28 protein-coding genes and 1 pseudogene are annotated in these 26,589 nt (G+C 69.1%); 10 read left to right on the top strand and 19 right to left on the bottom strand.

What is annotated here, in order from left to right; translation table 11 throughout:
• Positions 1-65: 65 nt before the first annotated feature.
• Positions 66-545: a MarR family winged helix-turn-helix transcriptional regulator gene (locus tag ACFY2Z_RS02515; protein WP_390742307.1), complete on the top strand. Its 480-nt coding sequence runs from the start codon at positions 66-68 to the stop codon at positions 543-545.
• Between the two features lie 47 nt (positions 546-592).
• On the opposite strand, the gene ACFY2Z_RS02510 is transcribed toward ACFY2Z_RS02515, so the two are convergent.
• Both ACFY2Z_RS02510 and ACFY2Z_RS02505 read right to left on the bottom strand, forming a co-directional pair.
• Positions 593-1,252, bottom strand: coding sequence for a hypothetical protein (locus ACFY2Z_RS02510; RefSeq protein WP_390742306.1), 660 nt, complete (start codon positions 1,250-1,252; stop codon positions 593-595).
• Positions 1,249-1,398 carry a hypothetical protein gene (locus tag ACFY2Z_RS02505; protein ID WP_390742305.1) on the bottom strand — a complete coding sequence of 50 codons (150 nt, stop codon included), beginning with the start codon at positions 1,396-1,398 and terminating at the stop codon, positions 1,249-1,251. Before ACFY2Z_RS02505 ends, ACFY2Z_RS02510 begins: the two co-directional genes overlap by 4 nt.
• 207 nt (positions 1,399-1,605) lie before the next feature.
• Between ACFY2Z_RS02505 and dapA the strand changes: the two genes are divergently transcribed.
• Positions 1,606-2,508, top strand: coding sequence for a 4-hydroxy-tetrahydrodipicolinate synthase (gene dapA, locus ACFY2Z_RS02500; RefSeq protein WP_390742304.1), 903 nt, complete (start codon positions 1,606-1,608; stop codon positions 2,506-2,508).
• A gap of 63 nt (positions 2,509-2,571) precedes the next feature.
• Entirely contained in the window at positions 2,572-3,075 is a 504-nt protein-coding gene (locus tag ACFY2Z_RS02495) for a hypothetical protein (protein ID WP_390742303.1), read from the top strand.
• A gap of 107 nt (positions 3,076-3,182) precedes the next feature.
• Here the strand turns inward: ACFY2Z_RS02495 and ACFY2Z_RS02490 are convergent, their stop codons facing one another.
• The 12 genes from ACFY2Z_RS02490 to ACFY2Z_RS02435 form a co-directional block, all read right to left on the bottom strand.
• Positions 3,183-4,424, bottom strand: a complete 1,242-nt coding sequence (locus tag ACFY2Z_RS02490) for a tyrosine-type recombinase/integrase (protein WP_390742302.1) — start codon at positions 4,422-4,424, stop codon at positions 3,183-3,185.
• A complete protein-coding gene (locus tag ACFY2Z_RS02485) occupies positions 4,424-4,624 on the bottom strand; it encodes a helix-turn-helix transcriptional regulator (protein WP_390742301.1) in 201 nt (66 codons plus the stop codon). The genes ACFY2Z_RS02490 and ACFY2Z_RS02485 overlap by 1 nt, the downstream gene beginning before the upstream one ends.
• A 2-nt stretch (positions 4,625-4,626) precedes the next feature.
• The gene (gene repSA, locus ACFY2Z_RS02480; RefSeq protein WP_390742300.1) at positions 4,627-6,000 is read right to left on the bottom strand and encodes a replication initiator protein RepSA; all 1,374 of its coding nucleotides are present in this window, start codon (positions 5,998-6,000) and stop codon (positions 4,627-4,629) included.
• Positions 5,993-6,178: a hypothetical protein gene (locus ACFY2Z_RS02475; RefSeq protein WP_388973052.1), complete on the bottom strand. Its 186-nt coding sequence runs from the start codon at positions 6,176-6,178 to the stop codon at positions 5,993-5,995. Before ACFY2Z_RS02475 ends, repSA begins: the two co-directional genes overlap by 8 nt.
• A gap of 89 nt (positions 6,179-6,267) precedes the next feature.
• Positions 6,268-6,579 (bottom strand): SpdD-like protein, encoded by a 312-nt coding sequence (locus ACFY2Z_RS02470; protein ID WP_390742299.1) that lies wholly within the window; start codon positions 6,577-6,579, stop codon positions 6,268-6,270.
• Between the two features lie 23 nt (positions 6,580-6,602).
• On the bottom strand, positions 6,603-6,758 hold the full coding sequence (locus ACFY2Z_RS02465) for a hypothetical protein (RefSeq protein WP_311698311.1): 156 nt from the start codon (positions 6,756-6,758) through the stop codon (positions 6,603-6,605).
• A 13-nt stretch (positions 6,759-6,771) separates the two neighbouring features.
• Positions 6,772-6,963 (bottom strand): mobile element transfer protein, encoded by a 192-nt coding sequence (locus tag ACFY2Z_RS02460; RefSeq protein WP_355903453.1) that lies wholly within the window; start codon positions 6,961-6,963, stop codon positions 6,772-6,774.
• Between the two features lies 1 nt (position 6,964).
• On the bottom strand, positions 6,965-7,159 hold the full coding sequence (locus ACFY2Z_RS02455) for a hypothetical protein (RefSeq protein WP_390742298.1): 195 nt from the start codon (positions 7,157-7,159) through the stop codon (positions 6,965-6,967).
• Positions 7,160-7,179: 20 nt separating this feature from the next.
• The gene (locus ACFY2Z_RS02450) at positions 7,180-7,857 is read right to left on the bottom strand and encodes a DUF2637 domain-containing protein (RefSeq protein ID WP_390742430.1); all 678 of its coding nucleotides are present in this window, start codon (positions 7,855-7,857) and stop codon (positions 7,180-7,182) included.
• Positions 7,854-8,060 carry a hypothetical protein gene (locus ACFY2Z_RS02445; RefSeq protein ID WP_390742297.1) on the bottom strand — a complete coding sequence of 69 codons (207 nt, stop codon included), beginning with the start codon at positions 8,058-8,060 and terminating at the stop codon, positions 7,854-7,856. The genes ACFY2Z_RS02450 and ACFY2Z_RS02445 overlap by 4 nt, the downstream gene beginning before the upstream one ends.
• An 81-nt stretch (positions 8,061-8,141) precedes the next feature.
• Positions 8,142-9,497 carry an FtsK/SpoIIIE domain-containing protein gene (locus ACFY2Z_RS02440; RefSeq protein ID WP_390742296.1) on the bottom strand — a complete coding sequence of 452 codons (1,356 nt, stop codon included), beginning with the start codon at positions 9,495-9,497 and terminating at the stop codon, positions 8,142-8,144.
• A 2-nt stretch (positions 9,498-9,499) separates the two neighbouring features.
• Positions 9,500-9,856 carry a hypothetical protein gene (locus tag ACFY2Z_RS02435; protein ID WP_390742295.1) on the bottom strand — a complete coding sequence of 119 codons (357 nt, stop codon included), beginning with the start codon at positions 9,854-9,856 and terminating at the stop codon, positions 9,500-9,502.
• A gap of 335 nt (positions 9,857-10,191) precedes the next feature.
• Here ACFY2Z_RS02435 and ACFY2Z_RS02430 point away from each other — a divergent pair, with 335 nt between their 5' ends.
• On the top strand, positions 10,192-11,325 hold the full coding sequence (locus ACFY2Z_RS02430) for an XRE family transcriptional regulator (protein WP_390742294.1): 1,134 nt from the start codon (positions 10,192-10,194) through the stop codon (positions 11,323-11,325).
• On the opposite strand, the gene ACFY2Z_RS02425 is transcribed toward ACFY2Z_RS02430, so the two are convergent.
• On the bottom strand, positions 11,309-12,103 hold the full coding sequence (locus ACFY2Z_RS02425) for an NUDIX domain-containing protein (RefSeq protein ID WP_390742293.1): 795 nt from the start codon (positions 12,101-12,103) through the stop codon (positions 11,309-11,311). The genes ACFY2Z_RS02430 and ACFY2Z_RS02425 overlap by 17 nt on opposite strands.
• Before the next feature lie 625 nt (positions 12,104-12,728).
• Positions 12,729-12,887: pseudogene (locus ACFY2Z_RS02420) on the bottom strand (site-specific integrase); the annotation flags it as partial.
• Between the two features lie 142 nt (positions 12,888-13,029).
• Between ACFY2Z_RS02420 and ACFY2Z_RS02415 the strand changes: the two are divergent.
• Entirely contained in the window at positions 13,030-13,989 is a 960-nt protein-coding gene (locus ACFY2Z_RS02415) for a helix-turn-helix domain-containing protein (RefSeq protein WP_390742292.1), read from the top strand.
• Positions 13,990-14,170: 181 nt separating this feature from the next.
• Here the strand turns inward: ACFY2Z_RS02415 and ACFY2Z_RS02410 are convergent, their stop codons facing one another.
• From ACFY2Z_RS02410 to ACFY2Z_RS02400, 3 genes are all read right to left on the bottom strand, one after another.
• Positions 14,171-14,311, bottom strand: a complete 141-nt coding sequence (locus tag ACFY2Z_RS02410) for a transposase domain-containing protein (protein WP_390742429.1) — start codon at positions 14,309-14,311, stop codon at positions 14,171-14,173.
• Positions 14,312-14,667: 356 nt separating this feature from the next.
• Positions 14,668-18,855 carry a S8 family serine peptidase gene (locus ACFY2Z_RS02405; protein WP_390742291.1) on the bottom strand — a complete coding sequence of 1,396 codons (4,188 nt, stop codon included), beginning with the start codon at positions 18,853-18,855 and terminating at the stop codon, positions 14,668-14,670.
• Between the two features lie 1,214 nt (positions 18,856-20,069).
• Entirely contained in the window at positions 20,070-20,948 is an 879-nt protein-coding gene (locus ACFY2Z_RS02400; RefSeq protein WP_390742290.1) for a LysR family transcriptional regulator, read from the bottom strand.
• A 161-nt stretch (positions 20,949-21,109) separates the two neighbouring features.
• On the opposite strand from ACFY2Z_RS02400, the gene ACFY2Z_RS02395 reads away from it, so the two are divergent.
• The 5 genes from ACFY2Z_RS02395 (at position 21,110) to ACFY2Z_RS02375 (ending at position 26,420) form a co-directional block, all read left to right on the top strand.
• On the top strand, positions 21,110-21,772 hold the full coding sequence (locus tag ACFY2Z_RS02395) for a hydrolase (protein ID WP_390742289.1): 663 nt from the start codon (positions 21,110-21,112) through the stop codon (positions 21,770-21,772).
• Positions 21,773-21,879: 107 nt separating this feature from the next.
• Positions 21,880-22,575, top strand: a complete 696-nt coding sequence (locus tag ACFY2Z_RS02390) for a YoaK family protein (protein WP_390742288.1) — start codon at positions 21,880-21,882, stop codon at positions 22,573-22,575.
• A 162-nt stretch (positions 22,576-22,737) separates the two neighbouring features.
• Positions 22,738-24,621 carry an amidohydrolase gene (locus ACFY2Z_RS02385; protein WP_390742428.1) on the top strand — a complete coding sequence of 628 codons (1,884 nt, stop codon included), beginning with the start codon at positions 22,738-22,740 and terminating at the stop codon, positions 24,619-24,621.
• A gap of 52 nt (positions 24,622-24,673) precedes the next feature.
• Complete coding sequence (locus ACFY2Z_RS02380; protein ID WP_390742287.1) at positions 24,674-25,165, top strand: DoxX family protein; 492 nt, start codon at positions 24,674-24,676, stop codon at positions 25,163-25,165.
• Between the two features lie 424 nt (positions 25,166-25,589).
• Complete coding sequence (locus ACFY2Z_RS02375) at positions 25,590-26,420, top strand: oxidoreductase (RefSeq protein WP_390742286.1); 831 nt, start codon at positions 25,590-25,592, stop codon at positions 26,418-26,420.
• Positions 26,421-26,589 lie beyond the last annotated feature (169 nt).

Below are 26,589 nucleotides of genomic sequence, written 5' to 3'. Positions count from 1 at the left end.
ATTAACTGCGTCACGCGGCAGAATACAGAAACGCTGCGTCACACAGCAAAGGGGATGTGAGCCGGATGGCGGAGTCGCGTCGGGAGCGGCTGTACGAGGAGCTGTCATTGGAGTCCCGCCGCTATCTCGCGGCATATGTGCTGTTCAACCAGGCCGTCGCCGATCACCTCGGTCTGCATCCGACGGATGTGCAGTGCCTGAGCCTGCTGACGGCCGAGCCCGGGCCGCTGACCGTGCGGGAGATCGCCGATATGACGGGCCTGACCACGGGGTCGGCCACGCGACTGGTGGACCGGCTCGAACGAGGGGGCTATGTGGCCCGCACCCCCGACCGGCAGGATCGCCGGCGGGTGCTGGTCACCCCGGTCCCCGAGCGCATCGCCCGGGTCACCGCGGTGTGGGACGACCTCGGCCGGGCCTGGGGGACCCTGCTCGACGGCCACACCGAGGACGAGCTGGAGGTGATCACCCGCCATATGCGGCAGGCCTACGACCTCAGCCACGCGCAGATGCGGCACCTGCGCTCCCTGCCCAAGCCGGACTGATCACCGAGCCCCGGCCTGGGAACACGGCGCGGCGACCCTACCTACCCCTACGGCCCCCGCTCCTGCAGGCGGGCCAGCTGGGTCTGGAACCAGTCGAGCCGCGCCTGGAGCAGCACCGCCTCGGCGGCCAGCTCGGACACATCGAGGCCGGTGGCAGGGTGGCCCCCGCCTCCCCGGCCGGGCCGCACCCGCAGCCCGTCACCCGCGAGCCGCGCGAACACCGCGGGCGACAGTGAGGTACGCCCGCGTACGCACCCCGCGCACGCCGGCCGGAGCGCGCGCCAACCCGGGCGCCCCCAGCCCGCGTCGGCCAGGGCCACCGCCGCTCCGCCGCACACACACGGGCCGACCGTCATGGTCCGCACCCGCTGGCGGGCGTACCGAAAGCCCTGTTCGAAGCGGATGTACGCGCCGAGCACGGTGACCTCCAGCAGCACGGCCCCCCGGTGCTCCTCGGTGCACTGCAACGCCTCGGCGTCCGTGCGGTCGTGCACACAGTGGAAGCCGCAGTCGCAGCGGCGGTGCGGTGCGCGGTGCCGACGCCCGTACACACACCGGGCGTCGTCGAGGACTCCGTAGGGCAGTGCACCGCCCAGGGACACACCGGTGAACCCGGCCCGGCCGCCGTCCTGGGACAGCACCGGGTGGGCGATCTTGTATCCGGTCGGCGGCTCCGTCGGGCGTTCCTCGGGGAGCCGCAGCCTCATCGGGCGGCGGGGACCTCTTCGAGGGCGGGCGCCGCTGGCTCCTCGACGACGTCGGTGACGTCCGCCGCGGGAAGACCCGTCTCCTCCTCGGGAACCTCCGGACGCTCCTCCGCGACCCCGGTGGCGAGTGCCTTGCCCAGCTTCATGACGCCTCCCACGGTTGGTGACCGTCCCGGCCATGGTGACCCACCCCGCCCGATTCGGCACCACCGCATACCGCTTCGCGCCCCAGAACGCGCCCCGAGTGCTTCCACCTCTCTGCGCCCGATCTCCCCCACACCCCAGAATCCCTAACCAATACCATGTAGAAGAATTAAGTGGAGCTTCACGATCGACCTGTCGACACTTCTCCCATGACGACGACTGCATCCACTCCCCCACCCTTCGGCCGCTCCCTCTGCGCCATGGTCACGCCCTTCACCGAGGAGGGCGCGCTGGACCTCGGCGGGGCCCAGCGGCTCGCCGGCCGGCTGGTGTCCGAGGGATGCGACGGACTGGTGCTGAACGGAACGACGGGCGAGTCCCCGACCACGACGGACGCCGAGAAGTCGGCCCTCATCGGAGCCGTACGGGAGGCGGTCGGCGACCGGCCGTCGCTGGTGGCGGGCGTGGGCACGTTCGACACCCGGCACACCGTCGAGCTGGCCCTGGCGGCCGAGAAGGCGGGTGCAAACGGCCTGCTGGTGGTCAGCCCGTACTACAGCAAGCCCCCGCAGGACGCCCTCGCACGGCACTTCCGGGAGGTCGCGGACGCGTCGGGGCTGCCGCTCGCGCTGTACGACATTCCCGGCCGCACCGGCACCCGCATCGAGCCCGACACGATGCTCCGTCTCGCCGAACACCCCAGGATCGTGGCGGTCAAGGACTGCTCCTACGACTTCCTCGGCATCCAGAAGGTGCTCTCCCGGACGGACCTGGCCTACTACGCGGGCTGCGACGAGCACAACCTCGCCCTGTACGCGGTGGGCGGCGCGGGTTACGTCAGCACGGTGGCGAACGTCGCCCCGAGCCGGATGCGGGCCGTGCTGGACGCCTTCGACGCGGGCGACACCGCGGAGGCCGCCCGGCTGCAGCACCGGGCCCTGCCCCTGATCGAGGCGATGACGGCGGCGGGCCTGCCCGGCGCGGTCACGGCCAAGGCGCTGCTCGGCGCTCTCGGCCTGCCCGCGGGCCCGGTCCGCGCACCGCTGCGGCCCGCGGACCGCGAGGCGACCGAGGGACTGCTGACGGCGTACGAACAACTGACGGCCGGTTGATCAGCGCCGGGAGGGCAAGAAAAGCACCCGGGCCGCGCGCCGCCGTTGCCGTACGGTGGCCGCGTGGACCGGCCCCTGCTCTTCCTCGACGTCGACGGCCCCCTCAACCCCTGGGCGGCCCAGCCGGAGCGGCGCCCGGAGGGCTATACGACGATCAGGGTCGCCCTGCACCCGGGGCGGGCGCTGCGCGTGTGGCTGCACCCCGGACACGGCCCGGCGCTGCTGGCGCTCGGGTACGACCTGTGCTGGGCGTCCACGTGGATGGACGCCGCGAACCGCTGGATCGGCCCGGTCATCGGCTTGCCGGAGCTTCCCTACGTCGACTTCGGCGCGGGACTGTTCGCCCTGCGCCCGGACGGCGTGCACTGGAAGACCGAGGCGATCGTGGCGTACGCCCGGGGCCGCCCCTTCGCCTGGGTGGACGACGAACAGACCCCCGCGGACCAGGCATACGTCACCGCCCACCACACGGCACCGGCCCTGCTCCACCAGGTGGACCCACGAATCGGGCTGCGCCGGGAGGACTTCGCGACGCTGACGGAGTTCGCGGCCTCGGTGACGACATGAACGAGCGCCCCGCCGGGCCGGCGGGGCGCTCTTGAGACGGGGCACCCGTCGAGCGGGCGTTCAGGCCGTCAGTTGTGGCTGTTCTGATTGCGATGCAGGTCAGGGGCTCAACTCGTCCCATGGGCCGTATCGGGGCCGTCATCGGCGTCACCCGGGTCCCGGAAGACCCGATCCACGGCGGCCCGGGTGCGCGCCTCACTGTTCGGCATCAGGTGCGTGTAAGTGCGCAGGGTGAAACTCGGGTCGTGGTGACCTAGGTACTCGCTCAGGGCCTTGATGCTCTCCCCCGCGTCCAAGAGCACGGAGGCGTAGAAGTGGCGAAGGGCGTGCATGCCGTTCTCGCGTCCGAGCGGGATGCCGGCGGAAGTGAGGGCAGGACGCCAGAACGACCTGTTGAAGCGGAACCGGTGCAGCGGTTGACTCCGAGTGTTGACGAACAGCAGCGAGGCCGTGACGGGCGGGCCGTCCGGGGTCTTCCAAGGCAAGGTGACCTCTACCGGCTCGTGCTTCGTGATGTGCGCTGCAAGTGCGAACGAGACCGTCTCGGGCAACGGCACCTGACGTTCCTTGCCGCCTTTGGGCGGGCCGAACACCAGGTGGACGCCTCGTATGACCTTGATCTGCCGGACGACGTGAACCGTGCCGCCGAGGAAGTCGACATCCTCTACCGCCAGACCGAAAATCTCGCCTTGACGGAGGCCGCAGCCCGCCCCCAGGGACACCATCTCCTGGTAGGCATCTGGCAACGCCTCGTGCACGGCCATGACGCGCTCGATGGACCATGGCTTGACCTTGCGGGCATCGAGGGAAGGCGCTCGCACTGAACGTGCCCGGCAGGGGTTTTCGGCGATGATCCGGTCTTCCACGGCCGCCGTGAACACCGCCGACACATTGGCGAAGATCGACCGCCGGTAGGACGCCGCGCGTCCCGTCGCCTCCAGCTCTCGCATCCACGCACGAAGGTGCGACGGCCGGAATGACGCCATCGGCCGGTCACCGAGGTACGGAAGGGCGTGGACCCTCAACCGGATCTCGACGCTCTCGCGGGTCACCGGATCGATGGTGAGCGCCGCCATCCATTCCTTGGCGTACTGGCCGAAGGTGATCGAGCCCGCGGCCGGGTCGATGTATCGCCCCTGCGACATGTCCGCTTCGATGTTGGACAGCCAGGCTTCGGCCTTGCGCTTCTGTTTGTCCGGGAAGCTCTTGGACTTCTCGGAGCCGTCTGGCGCGATGTACCGGGCACGGTAGCGGTGGCCGACGCCGTGGCGATCAGTCCTGACCCTGACCGTCTTGCCGTCCGCTCCGGGAACGCTCTTGTACCACCGGTCTTGGATGTGTCCGGCCATCAGGCAGCGGCTCCTTCCATGCGGGACTGGACCCAGGCGCGGACGTCATCGGGGTCGTAGCGGAGATGCCGGCCGACACGGAATCCGCGGGGCCCGATGCGCTTTCTCCGCCACTGGTAGAGCGTCTCGACGCTGGGGAGTTCGAACAGCTCGACCAGGTCCTCCGGCGTCAGGTACCGGTCTGGCAGGCGTATCGCCATGGTCACCACTCCCCTTCGTCCAGCAGATCCGCGAGTGCTTCGCGGGCGGTTTCGCGGTTCAGCTGGAGGTCGCGGGCGATGGTGGCGGCGAGGGCGGACTCGCCGGGGGTGTGGCCGTGTCCGGCGTACTGCCAGTCGGCCAGGACGAGCACGGTGTCCGGCTCGGAGTCGTCGAGGCCGAGGGCCTCGCGTTCTTGGGCGGCGCGGTAGTCGGCGCGTTCTTGGCGGAGGGCGCCGAGGGTGGTGGAGTAGCGACGGGACTTGGAGGAGAAGTGGCCGCGGAAGCCGAGCATGTGCGCCCAGGCCCACAGACGCCGGTCCGGGTAGAGCGGGTCGAGTTCCTTGCAGGTCTGGATGAGACGACGAGTGTGGTCGGGCACCTGGTACCGGTCGAGCTCGGCGAGTTCCCCGATGCGGCGATCGAGGGTGCCGGTCGTCTCGGCTGCCTTGGTGGCGTACTTGGCGACGTAGGAGGCGACGGCCTGTTCGGTGATGTCGGAGCCGTCCCCGAAGGCCTTGACCGGCCGCACGTCGAGCTGGGTGCCCCAGCGGAAGGTACGGGCGGGCTGGCCCTCGGCGGCGGGCACCGAGACGGAGGTGTAGGAGTGAGCGGTTGCGGCCCGGATGGCGTCGGCGAGGAGGGCGACTGTCGCCCAGGCCGGGGGTGGGGTGTGCGGTCCGTCCGCTCCGTCGATCCGGATCACGGCATGGAAGTGCAGGGCCCCACGCTTCTGGAACTCGGCAACCTTGCCGTAGGACAGCCGAGCGCATTCCTTCAGCTCCCTCTGGGAAAGGCCGGCGCGGGCGGCGATCTCGCGGCGCAGCCGGTTGGTGAAGCGCTGCCAGAGCTGCCCGGCGTGATTGTTGAACAGCACGGCGCCCGCGTAGTCGTACGTGGCCGGGTTCAGGGCGGCACCGAGGGCGGGATCGTCGGCGCCGTGGCGGGTGCCGCAGCGGCAGGTGCCGTGGTCGGGGCGGTTGTGGACGGGGCCGAAGGAGGGGGCGGTGAGGGTGGCGAAGACGCGCGGGTGATCGCGGACGGTGGCGGGCACGTCGCGGCGGTCGTCTCCGGCGAGTCCGGCGCGGATGAGGTGGTAGGTGTCGCCCGCGTAGGTCCAGGCGCAGGAGGGGCAGCGGGAGGCGCGGCGGTTGCCGCAGGCGACGCGGAGTCGGCCGCCGGGCTCGTTCTCGGTGGTGTAGTGGCGCAGGGTCTCGCCGGTGGTCTTGTCCTTGTGGAGGGTCCAGCCGCGCAGGTGGATGGGGTCGGCGCAGCCGCCGGTGCGGCGGATCTGGTCTTCCCAGCGGGTGTAGTCGGGGGCCGAGGCCACCCTCAGCAGGTCGCTGAGGGTGGTCGGGTCGAGCAGCGTGTCAGGCACGGGCGCCCTCCCGGACGGCCGGGCGGTGAACGGTGCCGGTGCCGTGGCAGGCGGGGCAGTGTGCGGTGATGGTGCGCAGGTGGCCGCGGGCGTCGCGGCCGCCGAGGGTGATGGCGACGGAGGCGAAGCCGTCGCAGTTGCCGCAGATGCGGGGCCGGGGCGTGGTGCGGTGGGTCATGCTGGACGTTCCTTCCGGTTCACGTGATCGGGTAGGGACGGCGCCCGGGCGGCGGATGCTTGGCGGTATCGAGGCCGCCCGGGGGCCGGTCAGCGTCGCTTGGCTTCGGCGGCGATCAGGGAGCGGATCACCAGCGCGCAGACGGCGACGGACGCGCCGGTGATGGCGACCGCGAGGAGCATCGAGACGAGGACGGCTCCGACGACCAGGACCACGGCCGTGCCACCGCCGACCAGGGCGACGACGGCGCCGGGGGTGAGCTGGACCGTCGGACGGGGCGTTGTGGGCTCGGCCGGAGCAGGGGCCAGGCGGTGCTGGACCACGGCGGTGGGCTCGACGACGGCGGGCGGGGTCACTCGCCCGGTCGGGGTGGGCATGGTCGGGATCTTGGGGCGGAGCATGGTGGATCTCCTTTCGGGGCTGGCTACTTGACGGCTGCGTTGATGGCGGGGGCGAGGAGGCTGTCGGCGAGGAGGTAGCCGCCCAGGAGCAGGACGGCGATGAGCCACCAGGGCGGGCGGATGAGCTTGATGCCGAGGTAGCCGACGACGAGGAGGGCGAACCAGAGAGGGACCTGCATGGCGGGTGGTCTCCTAGCGGACGCGGCAGCGGTGGGTGCGGGCGGCGAGCTGGGCGGCGGAGGCGCTGGAGTAGTCGGCGGACCAGCCGCAGCGGTCGGCGGTGCACACGGCGGCGTGTTTGGTCTGGCCGTTGCGGTCGCGGTGGGTGCCGATCTGCACCGGACCGATGCTCATCACGGAGTGGAAGTGGTCGCGGGCGGGCATGTCAGTCGGTCTCCTCTCGGGCCGTTGTCGGGTCGGGGAAGCTGGCGCGGATACCGGCGGCGGTGGCGGGGTCGGCGGTGAGGCGGGCGGCTTCCTCGGCGAGCAGGTGGGCGAGGAAGGGCCGGTTGGCGGCGGTCATCTCGCGGGCGCCGTCGAGGTAGTCGGAGGCGGTCAGGTCGGCCGGGTCATGGGTCATCGGTCTTCCTCTCTTGCTGGTCAGGCGAGGTGGGCGGCGATGGCGTCGGCGAGATGGGGCGGGACGCCGAGGCGGGCGCGAAGCGTGTCGGTGTCGATCGGGGAGCCGGTGCGGGTGCGGTACTCGTCTGCGACCTTGCGGGCGTGGTCGACCAGCACCGCCGGAACCGCAGGCGCCGGAGCGGATACGGGCAGAGCTGGGGCGGCGTCCCGGGTGGGTGTCGGAGTGGGTTCGTGCTGGGGCTCCGGAGTCTGGGTGGTGGATTGCTCGGGTTCGGGATCGGGATCGGGTGTTGGGGTGGGGGCGGGTGCCGGCGGGACCGGCATCCGGTGTTCGGCTGAGTGCGCCAGGAGGGTGCCGCCGAGGAAGGCGAGGGCGGGCCATCCGGCGATGCCGAGGCGGAGTGGAGCGGGCGGGTTGGCCAGGTTGAGGAATCCGGCGGTGGCGATGTTGGCGCCGAGTGAGGCGAACAGGGCGACGATGAACCAGCACCAGGCGAGCCGGGACGGTCCCTGGGAGCGGAGGCGTCGCCAGGCGGCGACCAGGAGCAGGTCGACGCTGACCGGGTAGGCCCAGGCTTTCCACCCGTCCTGCCCGGCCGCGGCGGCAAGGTCGTGGAGGTGGGCGAAGGAGAGGGCTCCGGCGATGACGGCCTGGACCAGGACCGCGTCAACACGCAGGCCGGGCCGGGCCATCAGGAGTCCTCGCCGGGATAGGCGGGGCCGTCCTTGGGGTCGTAGCCAGGCGGGAAGAGGCCCGGCGGCGGTTCGGGCAGCGAGACGGCCAGGGAGGGGCTGACGGCTTCGACGAAGTCGAGGTCTGCGCCGGTCATGTCGGCGTAGAGGGCGAGTTGGCCCAGGAGGAGCACGGTGCGGGCGAAGTCCTCGCAGTTGGGGCACATGCCGGGGGCTCCCTTCATCAGGCATGGCGGGGGTAGGGACCTGGCGCAAAGGCGGTCGCGCCGACCGTGGAGCGGGGAAGGTCAGGTGGTGGCCGGGATGGACTCCACGGCCGGGGCCTCGGCCGGAGCCGGGACGCCAAGGGCGGGCCGGAAGGGGGCCAGTTCAGGCAGGTCCGGAGTGTGGTCGGCGTGCCGGTTGCAGGTGTTGACGGCCTGGCGCAGGGAGGTGTGCGGGGCGCGGATGCGGTGCCAGCCGCCGGAGGAGTCGCCCGCGATGGCGACCCCGCGCATTGCGGCGGGGATCTGGATGGCGGCGAGGACGGCGTCCGGGGAGATGTCGCCGAAGGCCATGTTCGCGCTAGTTTCGTCGTTGACGCGGTGGGCGGTTCGCCCGGTGAGCTGGGCGCGGAGCATGGTGATGCCCTTGCCGAGTTCGGAGCCGAAGCGCTGCCCGCAGATCTCCAGATAGATGCCGGCGGCGCGACCGAGCTGGGCGAGCCGGACCAGGGCGGTGATGATGCGGTCCCGGCGCTTCTCCTCCTCCTTGGTGGCGAAGAGAGCAAGTTCGGCGACCTCGTCGACCAGGACCACGACCGGCGTGGGGCGCAGGTGATCGGGCAGGTCCCAGATATCGGCGGCGATCTCGGCGTCGGGGACGTCTGCGGTGATGCGCTGCTCGGTGCGGATGAGCTGGTAGACGCCTTCCATCCGGGCCACGAGGGCTTCGAGGAGTTCGGCGGCGGTGTCAGGGTTGTCGGCGAGCGCGGAGAACCGGCGGCCCAGCGGGAACAGTTCCACCCCCTGTTTGCAGTCGATGCCCACCAGGGCGACGTCCATCGGAGCCAGCCCGGTGACCAGGTTGCGCTGGTAGACCGACTTCCCGGACTCGGTGGCGCCCAGGGTCAGCGCGTGGGGTATCGCCCGGTAGTCGCGGTAGTGGACCGCGCCGTCCTCCCGCAGGGCGACGGGGACCCGCATCGGGCGCGGGTCGGTCTGGGCGGGCATCTGCACCCGCTTGAGGACGTCGTAGCCGGTCATCCGGACCTCGACCACACCCGAGCGCACCTCACGCGAGGTGACGCCGTACATCGCGAAGGAGTGGCGCAGCCGGTCGGAGGCGGCGGCGACGTCGAAGGCGTCCTGCCCGGGCCGCAGCTTGAGCCGCAGGACCAGGCCAGTCCTTGTCGGGCGCAGGCGCAGGATGCGCGGCGGGCGGGATTCGGGCACGGGTCGGTTGGTGGCCCGGGCTAACGCCAGGCGCCAGCGTGAGGGCGGCATGGTCAGCCCGCAGGCATCCATGACGGAGCCGTAGCGGAACAAGACCCGCAGCGTGGCGAGGGTGACCCCGAAGGTCAGCCAGTACCAGGCGGGGCGCCGCCACCGCAGGAGACCCGCAGCGGCGACGACCAGCACGAGCGTGACCATGATGGCGGTCATGATCAGGCCGCCTCGGGCTTCGACGCAGCAGCGGCGAGCGAGGTGACCGCGACCGCGCGGAAGGCGATCCCGTGCCGCTTCTGGCCGTTGAAGTCGTTCTCCCACGGCCGGGCGATCAAGCCCGTGAGCGCGACCGGCGTGCCCATCGCCAGCTCACCGGAGATACCGGGCTCGGGGACGGTGACGGACAGGATCTCGACCTCGTCGTTCGCCGCGAACATCACATCGACCGTCATCAGCTTCGCTCCGGTCTCGACGTCCGTGGCGATCTCGCCCGTACGGCGGTCCTTGACCTTCGGCTGCGGGGTCTTGGCGACCATCACGGTCGCGGCGGAGGTGTCGACGGGAATCTGACGCATGCTGGAACTCCCTTGAAGAGGGGCGGGAGCGGCGTACTTGCTTGGCGGTGGGTCGCCGCTTCCGTGCGTTGGCCGATGACCGCAGCAAAGCTGCGGGGATTTGCGCTTCCAACTGGTGCGCACCAGTAGGTTGCATCTGGTGCGCACCAGATGTCAAGCAGTGTCGCCGCGATGGCTTCTCAACTCGCCTTACTGCGACAGTTCTAGGGAAGCGCCTCCGCCAACACCCCGGTAGCCAACAGGGGTTAACACCTGACGCGTTAACCCCTGCCGACCTGCGCTGATGTGAGGCATGCTGCAATGAGGTCCCTGTAACCCAGGCTGGGCGGCATGACGTGACGAACGGACTCAAGGCAGCAAGGAGCGCACGGGAGTGGTCGCAAGAGCGGCTGGTCCGAGAGATCGAGCGCTATGCGCGACAGCACATGCTCGACGTCGCATCCACCGCCAGCCTGCGCGTGTACGTCTCGGAGTGGGAGAACGGCCGACGCGCCATCTCGGCACGCTACGCGAAGATACTGCGAGCCTTGCTCGGCATCACTGACGACGAACTCAGCGGCAGGGCCGAGCTGCTGACGCCGATGACCATGACGGACGGATACGACGACCTCATGGGCCGGATAGACGCGGCTCGCAGTATCAGCCTGACCATGGTGAACACATTCATGGACCAGACCGAGCTGCTCAGGACCATGGACCGGCAGATGGGTGCCGCGAGCCTCGTCGATCAGATGACGGCCCACCTGGCGACCCTTGAGGACGCCCTCACCTTCGCCGTGCTGCCAGAAACCCGGCGTCCAGTTGCCCGAGCACTGGCCGGAGCGGCGACGCTGGCGGCCTGGCAGGCACTCGACGTCGGAGCCGTTGAACGCGCCTGGCGCCACTACGAGTTAGGCAAACGAGCTGCCCAAGAAGCCGAAGAGCCGATGTACCTGGCGCACGCCACCGCCGAGCAGGCATACGTGCTCTGTGACGCGGGCCGGGCGCCCATGGCAGTGCAGCTGATACACGACGCGCAGCGACTCGGCGGCAAGACCATGTCCCCACGCCTCACCGCCTGGCTGTACGCAGCCGAAGCCGAAATCTGCGCCCGGGCAGGCCTTCCCGACGACTGCCAGCGCGCGCTGGAGAAAGCAGCGCGATCTCTCCCGCCAGGCGATGAAGCCCGCGATCCGGACATGCTGAGCATCTTCCTGAACGAAGGGCACCTCACCAGGTGGCGCGGCAACGCGCTCGCCCTGATCGGCAACGACGAGGCGGTAGGCAGCCTCTACACGGCCCTCGACAACGCCGACTCCACGTTCATACGGGCGTCCGCCGGACTCCGCTGCGATCTCGCCCAGGCACACATGGCCCGCGGCGAGTACGACCAGGCGCACGAGCACCTCCGCCAGGCCCGCTTGATAGCGAACCGCACGGGATCAGTCCGTCAGCGGCGGAGGATCGAGCAGCTCACGCAGCAGTTGTAGGCGAAGTGCCGGCGCCGCGCGAGGACAGAACATGCAGGAGAGCGACGAGCGTTCCCGAACCCATGAGCTCACCGCGCGCCATGAGCCCAGGGATGTCCGAGAGAGGCACCCATGCAATGTGCCCCGCCTCTTCAAGGTCTGTCGGCTCCCCAACGAGCTTGGCACCTTGGCCCACGAAGATCTCGTGCGGCGAGTCGACCATCCCGACCATGGGCTGATAGGTGACCACGTGCTCCAGAGAGTTCGGCCGCCAGCCGGTCTCTTCCTCAACCTCCCGCATTGCCGTCTGCAGGGGGTCTTCACCCTCGTCAACGATCCCGCCGGGCAGTTCCCAGCCGAAGGACTCGGGGACGAAGCGGTAGCGCCAGAGCATCAGGACGCGGTCCTGGTTGTCGATGACGGCAGCGATGGCCACGTGGTGCAAGCGGACGACATGATGTTCGAAGCGGTCGACGCCGGGCGGTTCGACGTCGACCATAGTGAGCTTCACCCAACGGCTGTCGTACAGCGTCCGCTCACCATGGATCTGCCACGGCTCGATGTCCGTCGGAGCCTCAGTCGTGACGGAGCGGTCAGGGACGCGGTAGGAACTGCGGCCATGCACCTCGATCGTACCTTCGGCAACCAGTTTCGCCAGGACCTGGCGCAGTGCTGTACGGCCGATCTCCAAGTCTTCGGACAAGGTCCGCTCGGACGGGAGCTTGGCCCCGGGTTGGTACTTGCCTGCCGTGATCCACTCGCGAACCGTGCGGTAGACCCGCTCAGACTTCGGTCCCATCCCCTAAGCACGCTCCTCCATAACCCATGGCGTACGCCATAGCCTACGGGTTGCATACGACGCCCGTCAGGGACGATCAGCCAGAGCGCGGTAGAACTTTCCCTACGTCCATCAAGGCCCGCGCACGGCGCGGGCGCGCGCCGCCTCTGCGGCGCGGCCTGCCTCCTGTCTCCGCCCCGGCTGGCCGCGCCCGGCGGCGCGCCACGTGCAGCGGGCAAGACGAGAACGCCCGCACAGCCCGGAAGGTCAGCACGGCGGCATCGCCGGGCGGTCTACGTGGCACGAGCGCGGCCGTCTGCGGCCATGGCCATAGTGCTGTCAAGCCAGGCTGGCTGCGGAGGGGTGGCGTCCGGGCCGGGCGACGTCGCCGGAGCCGAAAGGCCGGCGGGGGACGAGCGCCGTACCGCCGCCGTCACGGATGCGACAGCGTGAGCGGACCACCGCCGAGAGATGGGCTGAGGGGGAGCCGCCTGCTGCCGCGCTGTGGCTGAGCCCGTCGTGGGCGCTCCGCTGGGTACGCCGCCGTGGAGGCTGCAGGATCGTCGCGGCGACGAACCACTGTTCCCGGCCACTGTCGTCGGGGTCGATTGGTGTGGTCGAAAGAGCGCGCTGCTGGATGCCGCTGCGGTACAGGCCGCACATCCTCGCTCGGCCGGTTCTTGAGCCCGCGATCACCATGGGTCTCCCCCGAGTCAGTCCACTGCTTGCCAACCGACGGACGAGTCCGGTGAAGCAGTGCAGACCCCCAGCCCGTCTCGGGGAGAACAAGATCAGTCTCCGTCAGGCTAGTGGGCTTGCCAAAGGATCTGTGACGCAACCTCGCCAAAAGACGGATAGTTGCCAGTTGGCGAAGGTCTGCCAGACTGAGTGGCGGCGATCCACGCCTGCGGGCACTTGAACCTCGACGACCAGGGTTGGTAGACAGCTTGTTTGAAGCTCTTGGGCTCTCGCCCGCCGACAGCACCGTGTACGTGGCGGTGGTCAACCACCCCAAAGCTGACATTGATCAACTGGCTGAGGTGACCGGACTGTCACAAAGCCAGACCAGGAGAGCCCTTGCGAACCTCTCCGGGGAGGGGATGGTCAGCAGGCTCCCTGGGCGCCCGATAAAATTTCTCGCCGCTCCCCCCGATGCTGCAGTCTGCAGCCGGATCGCAGCCATCGAATCGGATCTCTGGAAAGCACGAGAAGCCGCACAAAATCTTATGGAGGCCCACAGGGCTGCCTCCCGCTACATTCTCCCCGACCAGTCCCTCGAAGTTCTTTTGGGTCAAGACAGCGTAACTCAACGAGTCATGCAGATCCAGAACAACTCTCGGCATCAGGTTCGAGTATTCGACAAACCACCGTACGCCATTCCTCCCGGTCACAACCTGGAAAGCGAGCGTCGGCGCCTTCGCGAAGGAATCCGCTATCGAGTCATCTACACAAGAGAGGCCATTTCCTGGCCGGGGCGACTGCAGTCCGACGTGCTCCAATCGGTGCGCCAAGGCGAATTGGCCCGAGTGAGGCCGCACTTGCCCGTGAAAATGTTCCTCGCCGACGAACGTTTGGCGGTCATATCTATCAGTTCCAGCAAACATGTTATTGATGCCGCATATATCGTTCATCCCTCATCTTTGCTTGATGCACTAATTACACTCTTTGAGGATGAGTGGGAGCGCGGAACGCCGGTCTGTTCCAATGAGTCTGAGGAATCGCATCATGACGAAGTTAGGGCATTGCTCGCACTTCTCAACTCCGGACTCACCGACGAAGGGATTGCACGTTCGCTCGGCTGGTCCGCTCGAACCACGCAACGCCGCATTCGCGCATTGATGGAAGAACTGGGGGTCAACACTCGGTTCCAGTTGGGTCGCAGCGCCCAGGCCCGCGGTTGGCTCTAGGTACTCCAGTAGCGGTTCGCTATTTTCGCTGGTCAGACGCATGATTGTGCGTGTAGTCACCTGACGGTCCCTCGGATGGGCATTCGCGCGGACCGCCGGCCGATCGAGCAGTTTGCCCTGTGCGCCTCTGAGGGCTTTGGCAGGCTTCAGCCCCGCCCACGAGTCTCGCCGTTAGCTTGTGTCAGACCAGCAGGCAGCCGACCTCCGGGAACAGACACATCGCGATCACGAAGTAGACCTCGGCCCATGAAGGCGGGGCCCGCGGCCAGCGCTGCACACTCCTCGTCTCTTCCGGGACCGCGTCGACCAGATCGAACGCCAGGACCTAGGCAGCTCGCCCAGATGGCCGGGAGCGAAACGGCCCCTGGCCACCGTGAAGTCGCGGGAGACGGTCGTCAGACCAGACGGCAGGGCACAATGGCGTGCAGACCACGGAACTCCGTAGGTGGCAGACAGTCGTGGCGCACTTCCTGCTCCTCGGGCTCCGTTGCTCGTGTTCCGGATTCTCGCCAACTTGCTTGCCACCGCAGCGAATGCGTCAACGTTTCGGGCGTGTGTCAACACCCCTGATCGCGACAAGAGGAAGAACGTGAGCGCGGTTCACCGTGAAGTGCGGCCGGGGGCGAGGAACGGACGACCGTTCCTCGCCCCCGTCACCTGACGGTGGTCATCTCATCATCAGTAGGAGAACTGCTGGATCTCCTGGCGGTTCACGCCGATCGTGTATCCCGTGCGGGTGGCGGGGTCCAGCTGAATGGACTGTCCGTCCTGGGGGATTATCGCCTGGGGGGCCTGGATGGTCATCAGCGGGCTGCCGTCGCCGTACGCGTAGTTACCGTTGATCGTCTCCACATGCTTGCCGGTGCTGAGGTCCACGACGTCCATCTGCCCCATCGCGTTGTTGTCGAAGATCAGCGTCGGAAACCCGAAGAGGTGAGTGCCATCAGGCCCGCCGAACTTCTCGAAGGCGAGGTCGCGCCCACCGTCAACGGTGAGTTCAGAACCCTTGTCCGGGCGGACCAAGATTGGATCGGACGAGTCACTGGGATCGATCTTGGTGATCACACTGGGAGCGGGCAGCTTGGTGCTCCATCCCGTATTCGACGCGTTGTAGGCGTTGCCCGCATCGTCGATCGCGACGCCGTGGCTGCACCGGGACGTGGTCCCGGCCAGCGTGGTGGTGGCGGTATCGAGGTCGACGCGAGGGGCGGACACGCTGCCCGAACAGACCACGATACCCGTGGGCAGCACGACGACCGTGCCGTCCTTGGGGTCGACGGCCATCTGCGACCACTGGACGTGGGCGGCGCCCGGATCGGTGACTCCCGCGCCGGAGACCGGGAGTGGAATCACCGGGGAGAGGGCGCCTGTCGTCAGACTGATCGGCAGCAGGACGTCGACATCGTCGGACACCCGGTGGAGCAGAACGACGCCTCGGTTCCGGGCGGAATCCAACCGACCGTTCACGAAGGTGTACTCCGATGCGGACACCGTCTGCTGTGCGACCATCGTCCGGCTTGCCGTGTCCCAGATCTGCAGGTCGACATCGCCGTTCGGATCGGCCCGGTGGGCCACAAGGGCCCGGTGTGTGGTGGCTGTCGCCCCGATCACCGCGTAGGTCGCCCCGTAGGTGCGGTCCGCGGTCAGGGCGGGGCCGTAGGTGCCTGTCGCCGGGTCGTACGGCTTCACCACGGCCGCACCGTCCCGGCTCATCAGGGAGACCAGCGAGTCCTTGCCGGCGAAGGCGAAGTCGACCACCGAAGCGCCGTCCGGAGCCAGGCCGTCGTCGACCTCCAACTCCGCGGTCGGCGATGCCTGTCCGATGACGTGGTGGTGGCTGTCCAGGGCGAGCACGCGCACGTTGTACAGCTCGGACGTGGGCAGACCCAGCTTGACGAGGTCGAGGCTGGCCGTGCCGGAGGTTCCGGGCAGCGTCCGGTGGAGGGTGGACGGCGTGTTGATGCCGTCATGGTCCACTTGCGACCCGTTGGGGTTGTCAAACGTGTTGTACCGGTTGGTGGTTGGCGCCGGACCGGGCGCGGAGAACTCGACCTCGGCGGCGGCCGCATCGTGGACGGCGCGGACGTCGTACCTGAGGCCGAGGATCGGGTTGGCGCGGTCGACGGCGGCGTTGTGGCCGGGGATCCCGCTCGCGTCGGTGATCAGCGGCGCCGCCGGGCGGGCGGTGTCGGTGCCGATGCGGATCGGAGTGAACTCCGCGTAAACGTTGTTCGCGACGGTCGCGGACTTCTGGATGATGCCGATGCCGTAGAGTCCGGCACCGCCGTGGAACGCGCTTGCCGGAATGGTGAGGCTGCCGGAAGTGGCCGTCAGCGACTTCGTCCAGGCCGGGTAGAAGATCGGCCCGAGAGCGGGATTCCAGTGGCCGATACCGGACACGGCGATGGCGGGGTCGGACACACCGTAGACGCCCCTGAGGTCGTAGTGCACGGTCACCGGGCGTCCGAGCGGGGCGACTGCCGGCGCCGTCGGTGCCTGGGCCTCTCCGTAAGTGCCGTCGCTGGCTCCGATGGCAACCGTACGGGACGCGCTCGCCACCACGTGCCCCTTGATCAGGACGTCGTAGCGGAGCTTGACGCTGCGGTCACTCGTGGACACCACCGGCAGACCGGCCGCGGTGAGCAGCTGACGCGGTGTCACGCGGATGGCCGGGGTGCTGGACCGCCACACCGTGGAGCCTTCGGTGAGCCTGTACTGGGCGGCCGCCTTGCTGGGCAGGCCCGTCACGTCGCCGGCGAAGGTGACCGAACCCACCAGGCCCTCGCCGTTGCCGCCGGAGGCGGGGTTGCCGAGGTCGATACGCTGCGGATCGGTCGTCTCAGTGAACATCCCGCCGAGGCTGCCACGGGTCACCCGGTGCGCGACCGACAGCCGCACCACGGCGGGCTTGGCCTTGAGCTTGTCACCGAGAGCTGCCTGGGTGGCTGCCGTGACGTCGATCTGCGGTCCCACGTGCAGGGTCCGGTCGATCTGATGCGGGCTGGAGACCGATCGCCCGGTGCGCTCCAGCAGGGCGCGGACATCGGCAGGGGTCAGATGGTGTCCGGCCAGGCGGGACGCCTGCAGCACCACGGCCGCCGCTGCGGCGATCTCCGGAGCGGACGCGGACGTACCGCCGTTGAGGACCACATTCACGTCCGAGGGCCCGCCGGCAGGAGCGAACATCGTCCTGACGGGGTGGAGGAACGCGGGAATGTTGTCACTGGGCGCGGAGAGGTTGACGCGGCTGCCGAAGCCGGACGAGAACGTGCCGAAGCCGCTGATACGGGTCTCCGCCACGGTCGGGCTGCCCGCCGGACCGGCGAGTGTGTCGTCCAGGGTGGTGCCGCCGGCGGCGATGGCGCCGGTGTCCGGGTCCCGTGAAGACACCGACGAGAACGCGACGTCGTCCATGTTCGTGGCCGCTGCGTCGTCGGAAGCCAGGTCGGTCGGTGTGCTGCCACCGTCCGGGCCCACCGCCGCCGTGGTGAACAGGCGGGTGCCGTCGTTGCTGGAGATGACCACCACGATGCCGAGTTGCTTGACGATGTGCTCGACGACGGCGCGGACGACCGGGTCGTCCTCCAGGTAACGCCCCGCGAAGCCCAGGGTGTCAGTACCGAAACCGAGGCTGGCGGTGATCACATTGGGGCGGGGTGACTGGTTGGCCGCCGCCATGAGGGCGGAGGCTATCTGGTCGGTCGTCGGGGTCTGCGGTACCACGAGACGGTACTTGGCGCCGGGCGCGATGCCGAGCAGGTCGGTGTAGCCGCTCCCGACCCGGTCGGACCGCTGCAGATCGTGCGGCAGCGGGCTCATGACGCTGAAGTCCAGCAAAGCCTCGCCCAGCCCGGGGTCCTCACCCTGGACCGCGGCGGAGCCGCTGAGGCCGCCCTGCCCATCGGACACATAGGTCGGGATGAGCGGCATCGACGGCAGGTCGAGGTAGCGCTGGCCATCCTTGAGGATGGTGGTGGCCCCGCTGTTGACAGCTTTCGCGTTGCTGCCGTCCAGCATCGACTGGTCCACCAGGTCTCCGATGGACACGTTGGTGATGACCTCGCCGGCCCCCGGCTCTTGCCCGAACTTGCCCTTCAGCGTCGCGAAGGCGCCCGTGGCGTTGACCCCTCCGGCGTTGAGCAGGGCTTGAGCGGAATCGGCCAGTGCGTAGTTGGTCGGAATCCCGCTGGAGTCAGAGCTGGTCCGTGTCGCATCCGACGGCGTCGCGTGAGCCTGCGTTGCCGCCGCCCGTGCGGCAGCCTTGACCACAGACGCGGGCAGCGGCTGGCTCGGGGTGTCGAGCGTATTGACATAGCGGTCCGGCTCCGCGTACGCGACGCCGCGCGTCGCGCGCAGCTCTTTGGCCACCGAGACGGAGTCGCGGTCTGTCGTCTGGAGCACATAGGTGCGCGACAGAGCGGAGCTGCCAGCAGGTTGGGAGGCCGCGTTGTTGCGGAGCACAGTTCCAGACAGTGCGGGGACGGCAGCGCGCATCGTCTTGGCTTCGACCGAACGAAGGACGGCGTTCACCGCCGCGTTGTCCGTCTGAGGAGTCCATGCAGACAACCGGTGATCGGTCAGCGGCTTCCCAGTAACCGAGGTACCCGCGGCCAGGGTCACCACGACCTGGCCGGGCACGACGCCCGTGCTCTGCCGAGGCTGCTGAGCAGAAAGGCCCTTGCCCAGTGGTGTCTTGGCGGCAGGCGCCACAGGCGGGGAATCCCCGTTCGAGACCGAAGTCGGAGAAGGGGAGGCAGAAGCCGCAGAGGCCGCCTCCGACATCGAAGGGAGCATGGCAGCACTTGTGACCGTGACTGCGAGAAGGACGGCACTGAGCCGCCTACTTGATCTATAGGTCAGATCCATGAATCAACTTCCTGTAGGTCGAGTCGACGCACCACGCAGCAAAGGCGGGCCGCCCGGGATATCTGGAGCGAACGGTTTCGGATGACGAGGGCAGGCCACAAGATTCCTGGGTGGCCAATTCGCGTCACGTGGCAGTGGTCTGCCACGCGTGTCGACGGGCGTGCGAGCTGGATCGGGGCTGTCGACGGTCCTTGTCGGATGCGTGTCGAAGCAAGTCAGGCGAGGCACGATGACGGCGGCGTCTGCGCAGGTCAGACTGCTAGGGAGGCGTGAGTATCGAAGCGCCTTCTAAAACGCTCGGCCGCTGGCGGCGCAGAGGAGGCCACCTTGGAGCTCGCGGCCTATTCGTGGACAGATGCATCCCCGCCCGGCCGGGCGACTCTGATCAGCAAGGTGCGGGGACCACAATGGGGCCGCGGAGCGCTGTGCACCTGGCGGTAGGTTGCCCCGGTGAACGCATCCGAGACTGGCCGTTGTCCCGCTTGTGGCCAGCGCTTGCAGAACCGCGGGCTGGTGCTCTGCGAGCGCGGGGACGACGGCCTTCGAATTTGCAGGGCTATCTACCGCTGCAAGGACCGGCGGCACACTTGGTGGCGGTAGGCAGACCGGCCTGCGGAACCGCTTGAGCCGGCACCCATGCTGAAGGGCGTCTGACGGCAGGGCTGACGGCAACGAGGCTGGACCGGTGCGGACCTGGGCAGCGGTTGGTGAGCAACGGTCTGCGCCAAGGGCCAGCTCGTAGGGTGGTGCCCATACCTTCTAAGCGCTTGGCTGCATGCCGCGATCTCTGGGCCGTCACGGGGCCGTGCGAGGGTGCCCGAGGTCCACCAACAATGACAGAAGCCCACGGCATCTGAACTGGTCAGAGCCGTGGACCTGTTCTGCCTTGCTGGTCAGCCGGTCGGCTGATCAGTACCTGCACTTTTAGGGCACCAGCAGGTCAGCCACCTACCCGAGGGTCTGGGCCGTCCGGGCCGTCGCCGGTAACGGCCTCGTGCTCCCGCACGAGGTCGAGGCGTTGTACACCGTGCTGCACCAGAACTGGTCGCGTCGCGCCCAGGCGGTCCGGCCCGCCGGCCGGGTCGCCTGGGCGCCATCGCCGACACCGCCGCGCGGAGCTTGCGGTCGTGGTGTCGCCCGTCGGAAAACCGCGCGCCGGCCACCCCGCACGGCCGTGGCTGGGGGTGGCGGAGTTGGGCGCGGCACGGACCAGGTCAGGTGACGAACTCGCACGCCATCGCGATCATGGCACGTGCCGCAGCACTGGGCGTGCGCTCGGACGGAACGGCCAGGGACATCGGCCAGTCCAGGTCGGCGTCGTCGACGGTCAGCGTGGCGACGTTCTCCGCGTCGCCGAGGGCGAACCGTGGCAGCAGCGCCACGCCCAGGCCGTTGCGGACGTAGGCCACGCCGGTGGCGAGTTCGGTGATCTCGACGGCGATGCGACGGGCCACGGAGGCGGCGGCGAAGGCCCGGTCGGCAACGGTCCGGTTGCCGTAGCCCACGGGGCAGTCGACGAAGTCCAGGCCGGCCAGTTCGGTGATCGGCACGGTGCGGTGTTTCGCGAGCGGATGGTCGGTCGGCACGACGAGGTCGAGCACCGAGGTGGTGAGGTTGGTCAGCGTGATGCCGGTCGGGCTCGGTCCGGGCAGGGAGACGAAGGCGAGGTCGAGCCGCCGTTCGAGGAGGGCGTCGATCAGGCCCTGGGAGCCGGAGGGGGCGGCGCTGGTCTGCAGGAGCACGCAGGGATGACGCCGGTGGAACTCGCCGAGGAGCGCGGGAAGGTCGAGGAGCCCGACCGAGATCATCGTGCCCAGCCGCAGTGTGCCGCGCAGTCCGCCGCGGACCTCGGCCACCGCGTCCGCGGCTTCCCGGGCGGCGTCGAGGGTGGCATGGGCGCGCGGGAGCAGGGCGGCACCGGCGTCGGTGAGCAGCACGCGTTTGGAGTTGCGGTCCAGCAGTGGCGTGCCGAGTTCTCGCTCGAGGCTCTTGATGGTGGCGGAGACCGTGGACTGGACGACGTGCAGCCGTGCGGCGGCACGGGTGAAGTTCGCTTCCTCGGCGACGGCGACGAAGTACTCGAGCTGGCGCATTTCCACCCTCCAAGTATCGCTCAGAGCGATGGTTGCGGTCTTCAATCTTCGTTGGACGCGACTGTCACAGCCAGCGATTCTGTTAAGCGTTCAAGCAATTGCTCGTACTTGGATCGGAGCATCAGTTGGCTCCGCCGCCGCAAATGTGAAGGCGCACGATCATGTTCAACTTCCACAGTGTCAAGGCCGCCCCGAGCCCGGACCTGCTGACTCCCGACAACGCCGTGATGCTGTTCGTCGACCACCAGCCGCAGATGTTCTTCGGGACCGGCAGCGGCGACCGCACGGCGATCATCAACGCCACCGTGGGCCTGGCGAAGTCGGCCAGGGCGTTCGACGTCCCGGTGGTGCTGACCACGGTGGCCGCCGAGTCGTTCTCCGGCCCGATCCTGCCTCAGCTGGCCGAGGTCTTCCCCGGCCAGGAGATCATCGACCGGACCACGATGAACGCCTGGGAGGACAGCGCGGTTGTCGAGGCCATCAAGGCCACCGGCCGCAAGAAGATCATCCTCTCCGGCCTGTGGACCGAGGTCTGCCTGGTCCTGCCGGCTCTCTCCGCGCTCGGACAGGGTTATGAGGTGTACGTGGTGGCCGACGCCTCCGGTGGTATCAGCCTGCAGGCCCACGAGCACGCCCTCCAGCGGATGATCAACGCCGGTGCGGTGCCGGTGACCTGGATCCAGGTCCTGCTGGAGCTGCAGCGCGACTGGGCCCGTACCGAGACCTACCTGCCCGTCATGGACATCGTCAAGGAGCACGGCGGCGCCTACGGCCTCGGCGTCGTCTACGCCCAGTCCGTCATCGGCGCCCACGCCGCCGGCTGAGCTATTCACCAGCCCGCCCTACAGGGCGCATCGCTACCGGGCCGGGACACCACCCGAGGGGACGCGGGAGATGGCGTCCCGGCCCGGTATGGCTCCATGGAGACACCGTGCATCCCAGCAACACCGCAAGCGCCCGGTCGGCGGACGGCTCGGACCGTCGTGAACCACTGCTGCCGGCCCTGATGACGGTGACGGCGGTGAGCGGTCTCATCGACGCGGTCAGCTATCTGGGCCTGGGGCATGTCTTCACCGCGAACATGACCGGCAATGTGGTCATCATCGGTTTCGCCGCCGCCGGCGTACCCGGCTTCTCGGTGCTCGGCTCGCTGGCGTCGCTGGCCGCCTTCCTGGCCGGTGCGGTGCTCGCCGGCCGCCTGGAAGGCGTGATGCGCCGCCGCACTGCGCCGCACCGGCTGCGCCGGATCCTGGTGCTCGAAACGGTGCTGCTGGCCACGGCCACCACCGTCGCCTTCGCCGCGCCTCATGCGGTCTATGCGCCGATCGCCCTGATCGCACTGGCCATGGGACTGCGCAACGCCACGGTCCGCAAACTCGCCGTGCCGGACGTGACCACGACGGTCCTCACCCTCACCCTGACCGGCCTGGCATCCGACTCGAGCCTGGCAGGCGGCAGCAATCCGCGGGCCGCCCGCCGAGTGGCCTCGGTGCTGGCGATGCTGGCCGGGGCACTGGCAGGAGCCGTGCTCGTGCAGCACGTCGGGCTCGGCTGGCCCCTGCTGGCCAGCACGATCGGCACCGCCGGCGCCGTCTGGGCCGTGCCCCGCAGCTCATCCGCCGGCTGACGCAACGCCCCGGCCCCTGCCCACCTCACCGGGACCCAGCGGCAGCCGCTCCACCCCCACACAGCTTCTGAGAACCCCCCACTGGAGATGATTTCCATGGCCACTATGCCTGTGGCTGGCCTTTCCCCCGCCACCGCCGAGAACGCCGAGAACGCCGAGGCCATGGTGCGCAACGTGCACCTGGGCATCGCCTACCCCGCGGCCCACATCGCGGACGTAGTGGTGCGCAACGCCAAGATCCACACCGGCGACCCGGTACACCCGCAGGCCAGCGCCGTCGCGATCAAGGACGGCAAGGTCACGATGGTCGGCGACGACGCCGACATCCTGCACCTGATCGGAGCTCAGACCCGGGTGGTGGACGCGCTGGGCCGCCGGGTCATCCCCGGCCTGAACGACTCCCACCTGCACGTCATCCGCGGCGGCTTGAACTACGTCCTGGAACTGCGCTGGGACGGTGTCCCCACCCTGCGCCAAGCCCTGGCCATGCTCCGCGAGCAGGCCAGGCGCACCCCCAAGGGGCAGTGGGTGCGCGTGGTGGGCGGCTTCTCCGCCGACCAGTTCGCCGAGAAGCGCCTGCCGACCATCTCCGAACTCAACGCCGCAGCCCCCGACACCCCCGTGTTCGTGCTGAACCTCTACCAATCGGCGATCATGAACCGGGCCGCGGTGAAGGCGGCCGGCTTCACCAAGGACACCCCCGACCCCCGCGGCGGGCAGATCGTCCGCGGCCCCGGCGGTGAGCCCACCGGCATGCTGCTGGCCGCCCCCGGCGCCCTGATCCTGTACTCCACCCTGGCCAAGGCACCCACCCTTATGGGCGAGGACCTCAAGACCTCCACCCGGCACTACCTGCGCGAACTCAACCGGTTCGGTCTGACCTCCGCCATCGACGCCGCCGGCGGCTTTCAGAACTTCCCCGACAACTACGGCACCGTCATCGACCTGGCCAAGGCCGGACAGCTCTCCCTGCGCATCGCCTACCACCTCTTCCCGCAGACCGGCGGTCAGGAGATCGCCGACCTCAAACGCTGGATCGGCATGGTCCGCCCCGGCGACGGCGACGAATGGCTGCGCCTGAACGGAGCGGGCGAGAACCTGACCTGGGCCGCCGCCGACTTCGAGAACTTCACCCAGCCCCGCCCGGAACTGGGCCCCTACGAAGCCGAATTCGAACAGGCCGTGCGCCTGCTGATGGAGAACGGCTGGGGTTTTCGCCTGCACGCCACCTACGACGAGACCATCCGCCGCGACCTCGCCGTCTTCGAGAAACTCGCCGCCGAAGGCCTCTTCCCCGCCGGCAACCGCTGGCTGTTCGACCACGCCGAAACCGTCTCCCGCGACAGTCTGGACCGCATCGCCGCCCTCGGCGGCGCCCTCTCCGTCCAGAACCGGATGTCCTTCCAGGGCGAGGCGTTCGTGCGCCGCTACGGCGCCGGCGCGGCCGCCGAGGCCCCGCCGATCCGCGCCATGCTGGAGCGCGGCCTGACCGTCGGCGCCGGCACCGACGCCACCCGGGTCTCCTCCTACAACCCCTGGGTCGCGCTGCACTGGCTGGTGGCCGGCCGCACCGTCGGCGACCTGACCCTCTACCCGCCGGACAACCGCGTCTCCCGCGAGAAGGCGCTTCAGATGTACACCCAGGCCGGCGCCCAGCTCACCGGCGAACAGGACGTCAAGGGCATCCTCGCCCCCGGCTACTACGGCGACCTGGCCATCCTGTCCGACGACTACTTCACCGTCCCCGAACCCGACATCCCGCACATCGAGTCCCTCCTGACCGTCACCGGCGGCCGCATCGTCTACGCCGCCGCCGAGTACGAGGGCCTGGACGAGCAGCTCCCGCACATCAGCCCGGCCTGGAGCCCGGTGGCGCACTTCGGCGGCTACCAGGCCACCGTCAAGCCCGGCATCTCCGGCGCCCGCCAGGCCGAACTCCTCGGCCAGGTGGTCGCCGAATCCGAACAGCACCGCCAGTGGCGCGCCGCCCGCGGCTTCACCCCCGAAACCGCCCCCGAGATCTTCGACGCCTGCTTCGTCCTGTGACGCACCCAAACCCACCGCTACCCAACCCCCTACCTGCGCACGAGGAAGTGTCATGAACACCGGACTGCTCATCCTGAGACTGGCCGTCGGCCTGCTGCTGGCCGGGCACGGGATCCAGAAGGTCAGCCACCGCCTCGGCGGCCACGGGATCCAGGGCGGAGCGGCAGAATTCCGGGCAGACGGGTTCCGCGGTGGCCGACTCACCGCCGCCGCCGCGGGCGGCGGACAGATCACTGCGGGCCTGCTGCTGGCCGCTGGAGCGCTCACCCCCCTGGCCGCCACCATCGCAGCCGGAGTCATGACCGTCGCCATCACCGTGAAATGGCGCAACGGGCTCTGGGTGCAAAACAACGGCTACGAATACCCGCTCGTCCTCATGATCCTGCCGGCCGCACTCACGCTCACCGGACCCGGCCGCTGGTCCATCGACCAAGCCCTCGGGCTCAACCCCTGGCACCCGGCGTGGACCGCCGCAGCCGTCCTGGTGGGCGTCGGCAGCGCGCTGCTGACCCGACGCATCCTCGGATCGCCGTCAGGCCGCTGACCGGACCTCGCACGGGTGCGCGCCGTACCTCGTCAGGTGCCGTGCCGGTTCCCTCGCCGGACGGTGGGGCCCCAGGGTCGTCTCCCACGCCTCGACCGCGAGGCAGCTCGGACGTCTTCGGGCGCCAGGGGAAGCGGTTCCTGCAGGTGCCAGGCCGGGTCTTTGCCGTGGTCGTCGTCGGATACATCGCGGCAGCCGCTGCTCCCGGTCACTGCTGTCGGGACCGATCGTCGTCGCGGAGAACGTGGACGGTTTTCGGGACTTTTCAAAATCTTACAGAGAAACAGGTTCCCTAGAAGGTTAATTGTCTGAATGTCCTGCCCGAGGACGGACCACCCGCCGCGGCGCAACACGCAAGGAGGCCGCGATGCCGGCACCCAAGAACCGCCGGCCATGGTGCCGGAGAGCATTGAAGGAGTAATCGATGAGTGTGTGGTTTGTGACAGGTTCGTCCCGTGGCCTCGGCGCGGAGATCACCCGCGCGGCACTGGCCGCAGGCCACCACGTCGTGGCGACCGCCCGCAGCGCGGAAAGTGTCAGCAGGCAGTTCCCCGACGCCGGCGATGCCCTGCTGGCGGTACCGCTGGACGTAACCGATCAGAGCCAGATCGAGGCCGCCGTGAGAGCCGCCGTTCAGCGCTTCGGCCGCATCGACGTGCTGGTCAACAACGCTGGCAGTGGTCTGCTGGCCGCAGTGGAGGAGGCCGACGCCGACGCGGTCCGCGCGGTCTACGAGACGAACGTCTTCGGGGTGCTTGCCGTGCAGCGCGCCGTCCTGCCCGTCCTGCGCCGCCAGCGATCCGGCCACGTGATCAACATCGGCGCCATCGCCGGCTTCGTCAGTTTCGCAGGATGGGGTGTATACGCGTCGACGAAGTTCGCCGTGGAGGGTTTCACCGAGGCGCTCCATGACGAACTCGCCCCGCTGGGCGTGCATGTGACGATTGTGGAGCCGGGCTTCTTCCGCACCGACTTCCTCGACCCGAGCAGCCTGACCACAGGCGTCCACGTCATCGACGACTACGCGGCCACGTCCGGCGCGATGCGCGATGCCGTCCCCGGGATCAATCACGCCCAGCCCGGCGACCCGGTCAAGGGCGCCAAGGCCATTGTCGAGATGGCTGCGGCCGCCGAACCCCCGCTGCGCCTCCAACTGGGCAGCGACACCGTCCAGGCCTTCGAGGCCAAGCTGGCCGGCGTCAAGAAGGAAATGGACGCCTGGCGGCACGTCGCCGTCACCACCGACCACGACTGACCCGCACGGACACGCCGGGCGGCAGACCATGTCCCGCCCGGCCGCCCCACCACCGGGGCGGCACATCGCCAGCTTCCTCCCCGCCGGACCGGCGGCGAACCGGAAGCCGGGCCGCTCGCACAGCGGCCGTGATCTACTCTCGCCCAGCGCCAGCGGTGCTCGGCGATGT

This window comes from Streptomyces sp. NPDC001222, from assembly GCF_042896945.1.
In the GTDB taxonomy this organism is placed as follows: Bacteria; Actinomycetota; Actinomycetes; order Streptomycetales; family Streptomycetaceae; genus Streptomyces; species Streptomyces gibsoniae.
The sequence above is the reverse complement of the archived record's forward strand: the minus strand, read 5'-3'. Positions and strand labels throughout refer to the sequence as shown.

What these genes read in the sequence shown, in the direction of transcription:
- ACFY2Z_RS02515 (WP_390742307.1), top strand. Translation starts at nt 66, where the DNA reads ATGGCGGAGTCGCGTCGGGAGCGGCTGTACGAGGAGCTGTCATTGGAG.
- ACFY2Z_RS02510 (WP_390742306.1), bottom strand. Translation starts at nt 1,252, where the DNA reads ATGAGGCTGCGGCTCCCCGAGGAACGCCCGACGGAGCCGCCGACCGGA.
- ACFY2Z_RS02505 (WP_390742305.1), bottom strand. Translation starts at nt 1,398, where the DNA reads ATGAAGCTGGGCAAGGCACTCGCCACCGGGGTCGCGGAGGAGCGTCCG.
- dapA (WP_390742304.1), top strand. Translation starts at nt 1,606, where the DNA reads ATGACGACGACTGCATCCACTCCCCCACCCTTCGGCCGCTCCCTCTGC.
- ACFY2Z_RS02490 (WP_390742302.1), bottom strand. Translation starts at nt 4,424, where the DNA reads ATGGCCGGACACATCCAAGACCGGTGGTACAAGAGCGTTCCCGGAGCG.
- ACFY2Z_RS02485 (WP_390742301.1), bottom strand. Translation starts at nt 4,624, where the DNA reads ATGGCGATACGCCTGCCAGACCGGTACCTGACGCCGGAGGACCTGGTC.
- ACFY2Z_RS02475 (WP_388973052.1), bottom strand. Translation starts at nt 6,178, where the DNA reads ATGACCCACCGCACCACGCCCCGGCCCCGCATCTGCGGCAACTGCGAC.
- ACFY2Z_RS02470 (WP_390742299.1), bottom strand. Translation starts at nt 6,579, where the DNA reads ATGCTCCGCCCCAAGATCCCGACCATGCCCACCCCGACCGGGCGAGTG.
- ACFY2Z_RS02465 (WP_311698311.1), bottom strand. Translation starts at nt 6,758, where the DNA reads ATGCAGGTCCCTCTCTGGTTCGCCCTCCTCGTCGTCGGCTACCTCGGC.
- ACFY2Z_RS02460 (WP_355903453.1), bottom strand. Translation starts at nt 6,963, where the DNA reads ATGCCCGCCCGCGACCACTTCCACTCCGTGATGAGCATCGGTCCGGTG.
- ACFY2Z_RS02455 (WP_390742298.1), bottom strand. Translation starts at nt 7,159, where the DNA reads ATGACCCATGACCCGGCCGACCTGACCGCCTCCGACTACCTCGACGGC.
- ACFY2Z_RS02445 (WP_390742297.1), bottom strand. Translation starts at nt 8,060, where the DNA reads ATGTGCCCCAACTGCGAGGACTTCGCCCGCACCGTGCTCCTCCTGGGC.
- ACFY2Z_RS02440 (WP_390742296.1), bottom strand. Translation starts at nt 9,497, where the DNA reads ATGACCGCCATCATGGTCACGCTCGTGCTGGTCGTCGCCGCTGCGGGT.
- ACFY2Z_RS02435 (WP_390742295.1), bottom strand. Translation starts at nt 9,856, where the DNA reads ATGCGTCAGATTCCCGTCGACACCTCCGCCGCGACCGTGATGGTCGCC.
- ACFY2Z_RS02425 (WP_390742293.1), bottom strand. Translation starts at nt 12,103, where the DNA reads ATGGGACCGAAGTCTGAGCGGGTCTACCGCACGGTTCGCGAGTGGATC.
- ACFY2Z_RS02405 (WP_390742291.1), bottom strand. Translation starts at nt 18,855, where the DNA reads ATGGATCTGACCTATAGATCAAGTAGGCGGCTCAGTGCCGTCCTTCTC.
- ACFY2Z_RS02400 (WP_390742290.1), bottom strand. Translation starts at nt 20,948, where the DNA reads ATGCGCCAGCTCGAGTACTTCGTCGCCGTCGCCGAGGAAGCGAACTTC.
- ACFY2Z_RS02395 (WP_390742289.1), top strand. Translation starts at nt 21,110, where the DNA reads ATGTTCAACTTCCACAGTGTCAAGGCCGCCCCGAGCCCGGACCTGCTG.
- ACFY2Z_RS02385 (WP_390742428.1), top strand. Translation starts at nt 22,738, where the DNA reads ATGGTGCGCAACGTGCACCTGGGCATCGCCTACCCCGCGGCCCACATC.
- ACFY2Z_RS02380 (WP_390742287.1), top strand. Translation starts at nt 24,674, where the DNA reads ATGAACACCGGACTGCTCATCCTGAGACTGGCCGTCGGCCTGCTGCTG.
- ACFY2Z_RS02375 (WP_390742286.1), top strand. Translation starts at nt 25,590, where the DNA reads ATGAGTGTGTGGTTTGTGACAGGTTCGTCCCGTGGCCTCGGCGCGGAG.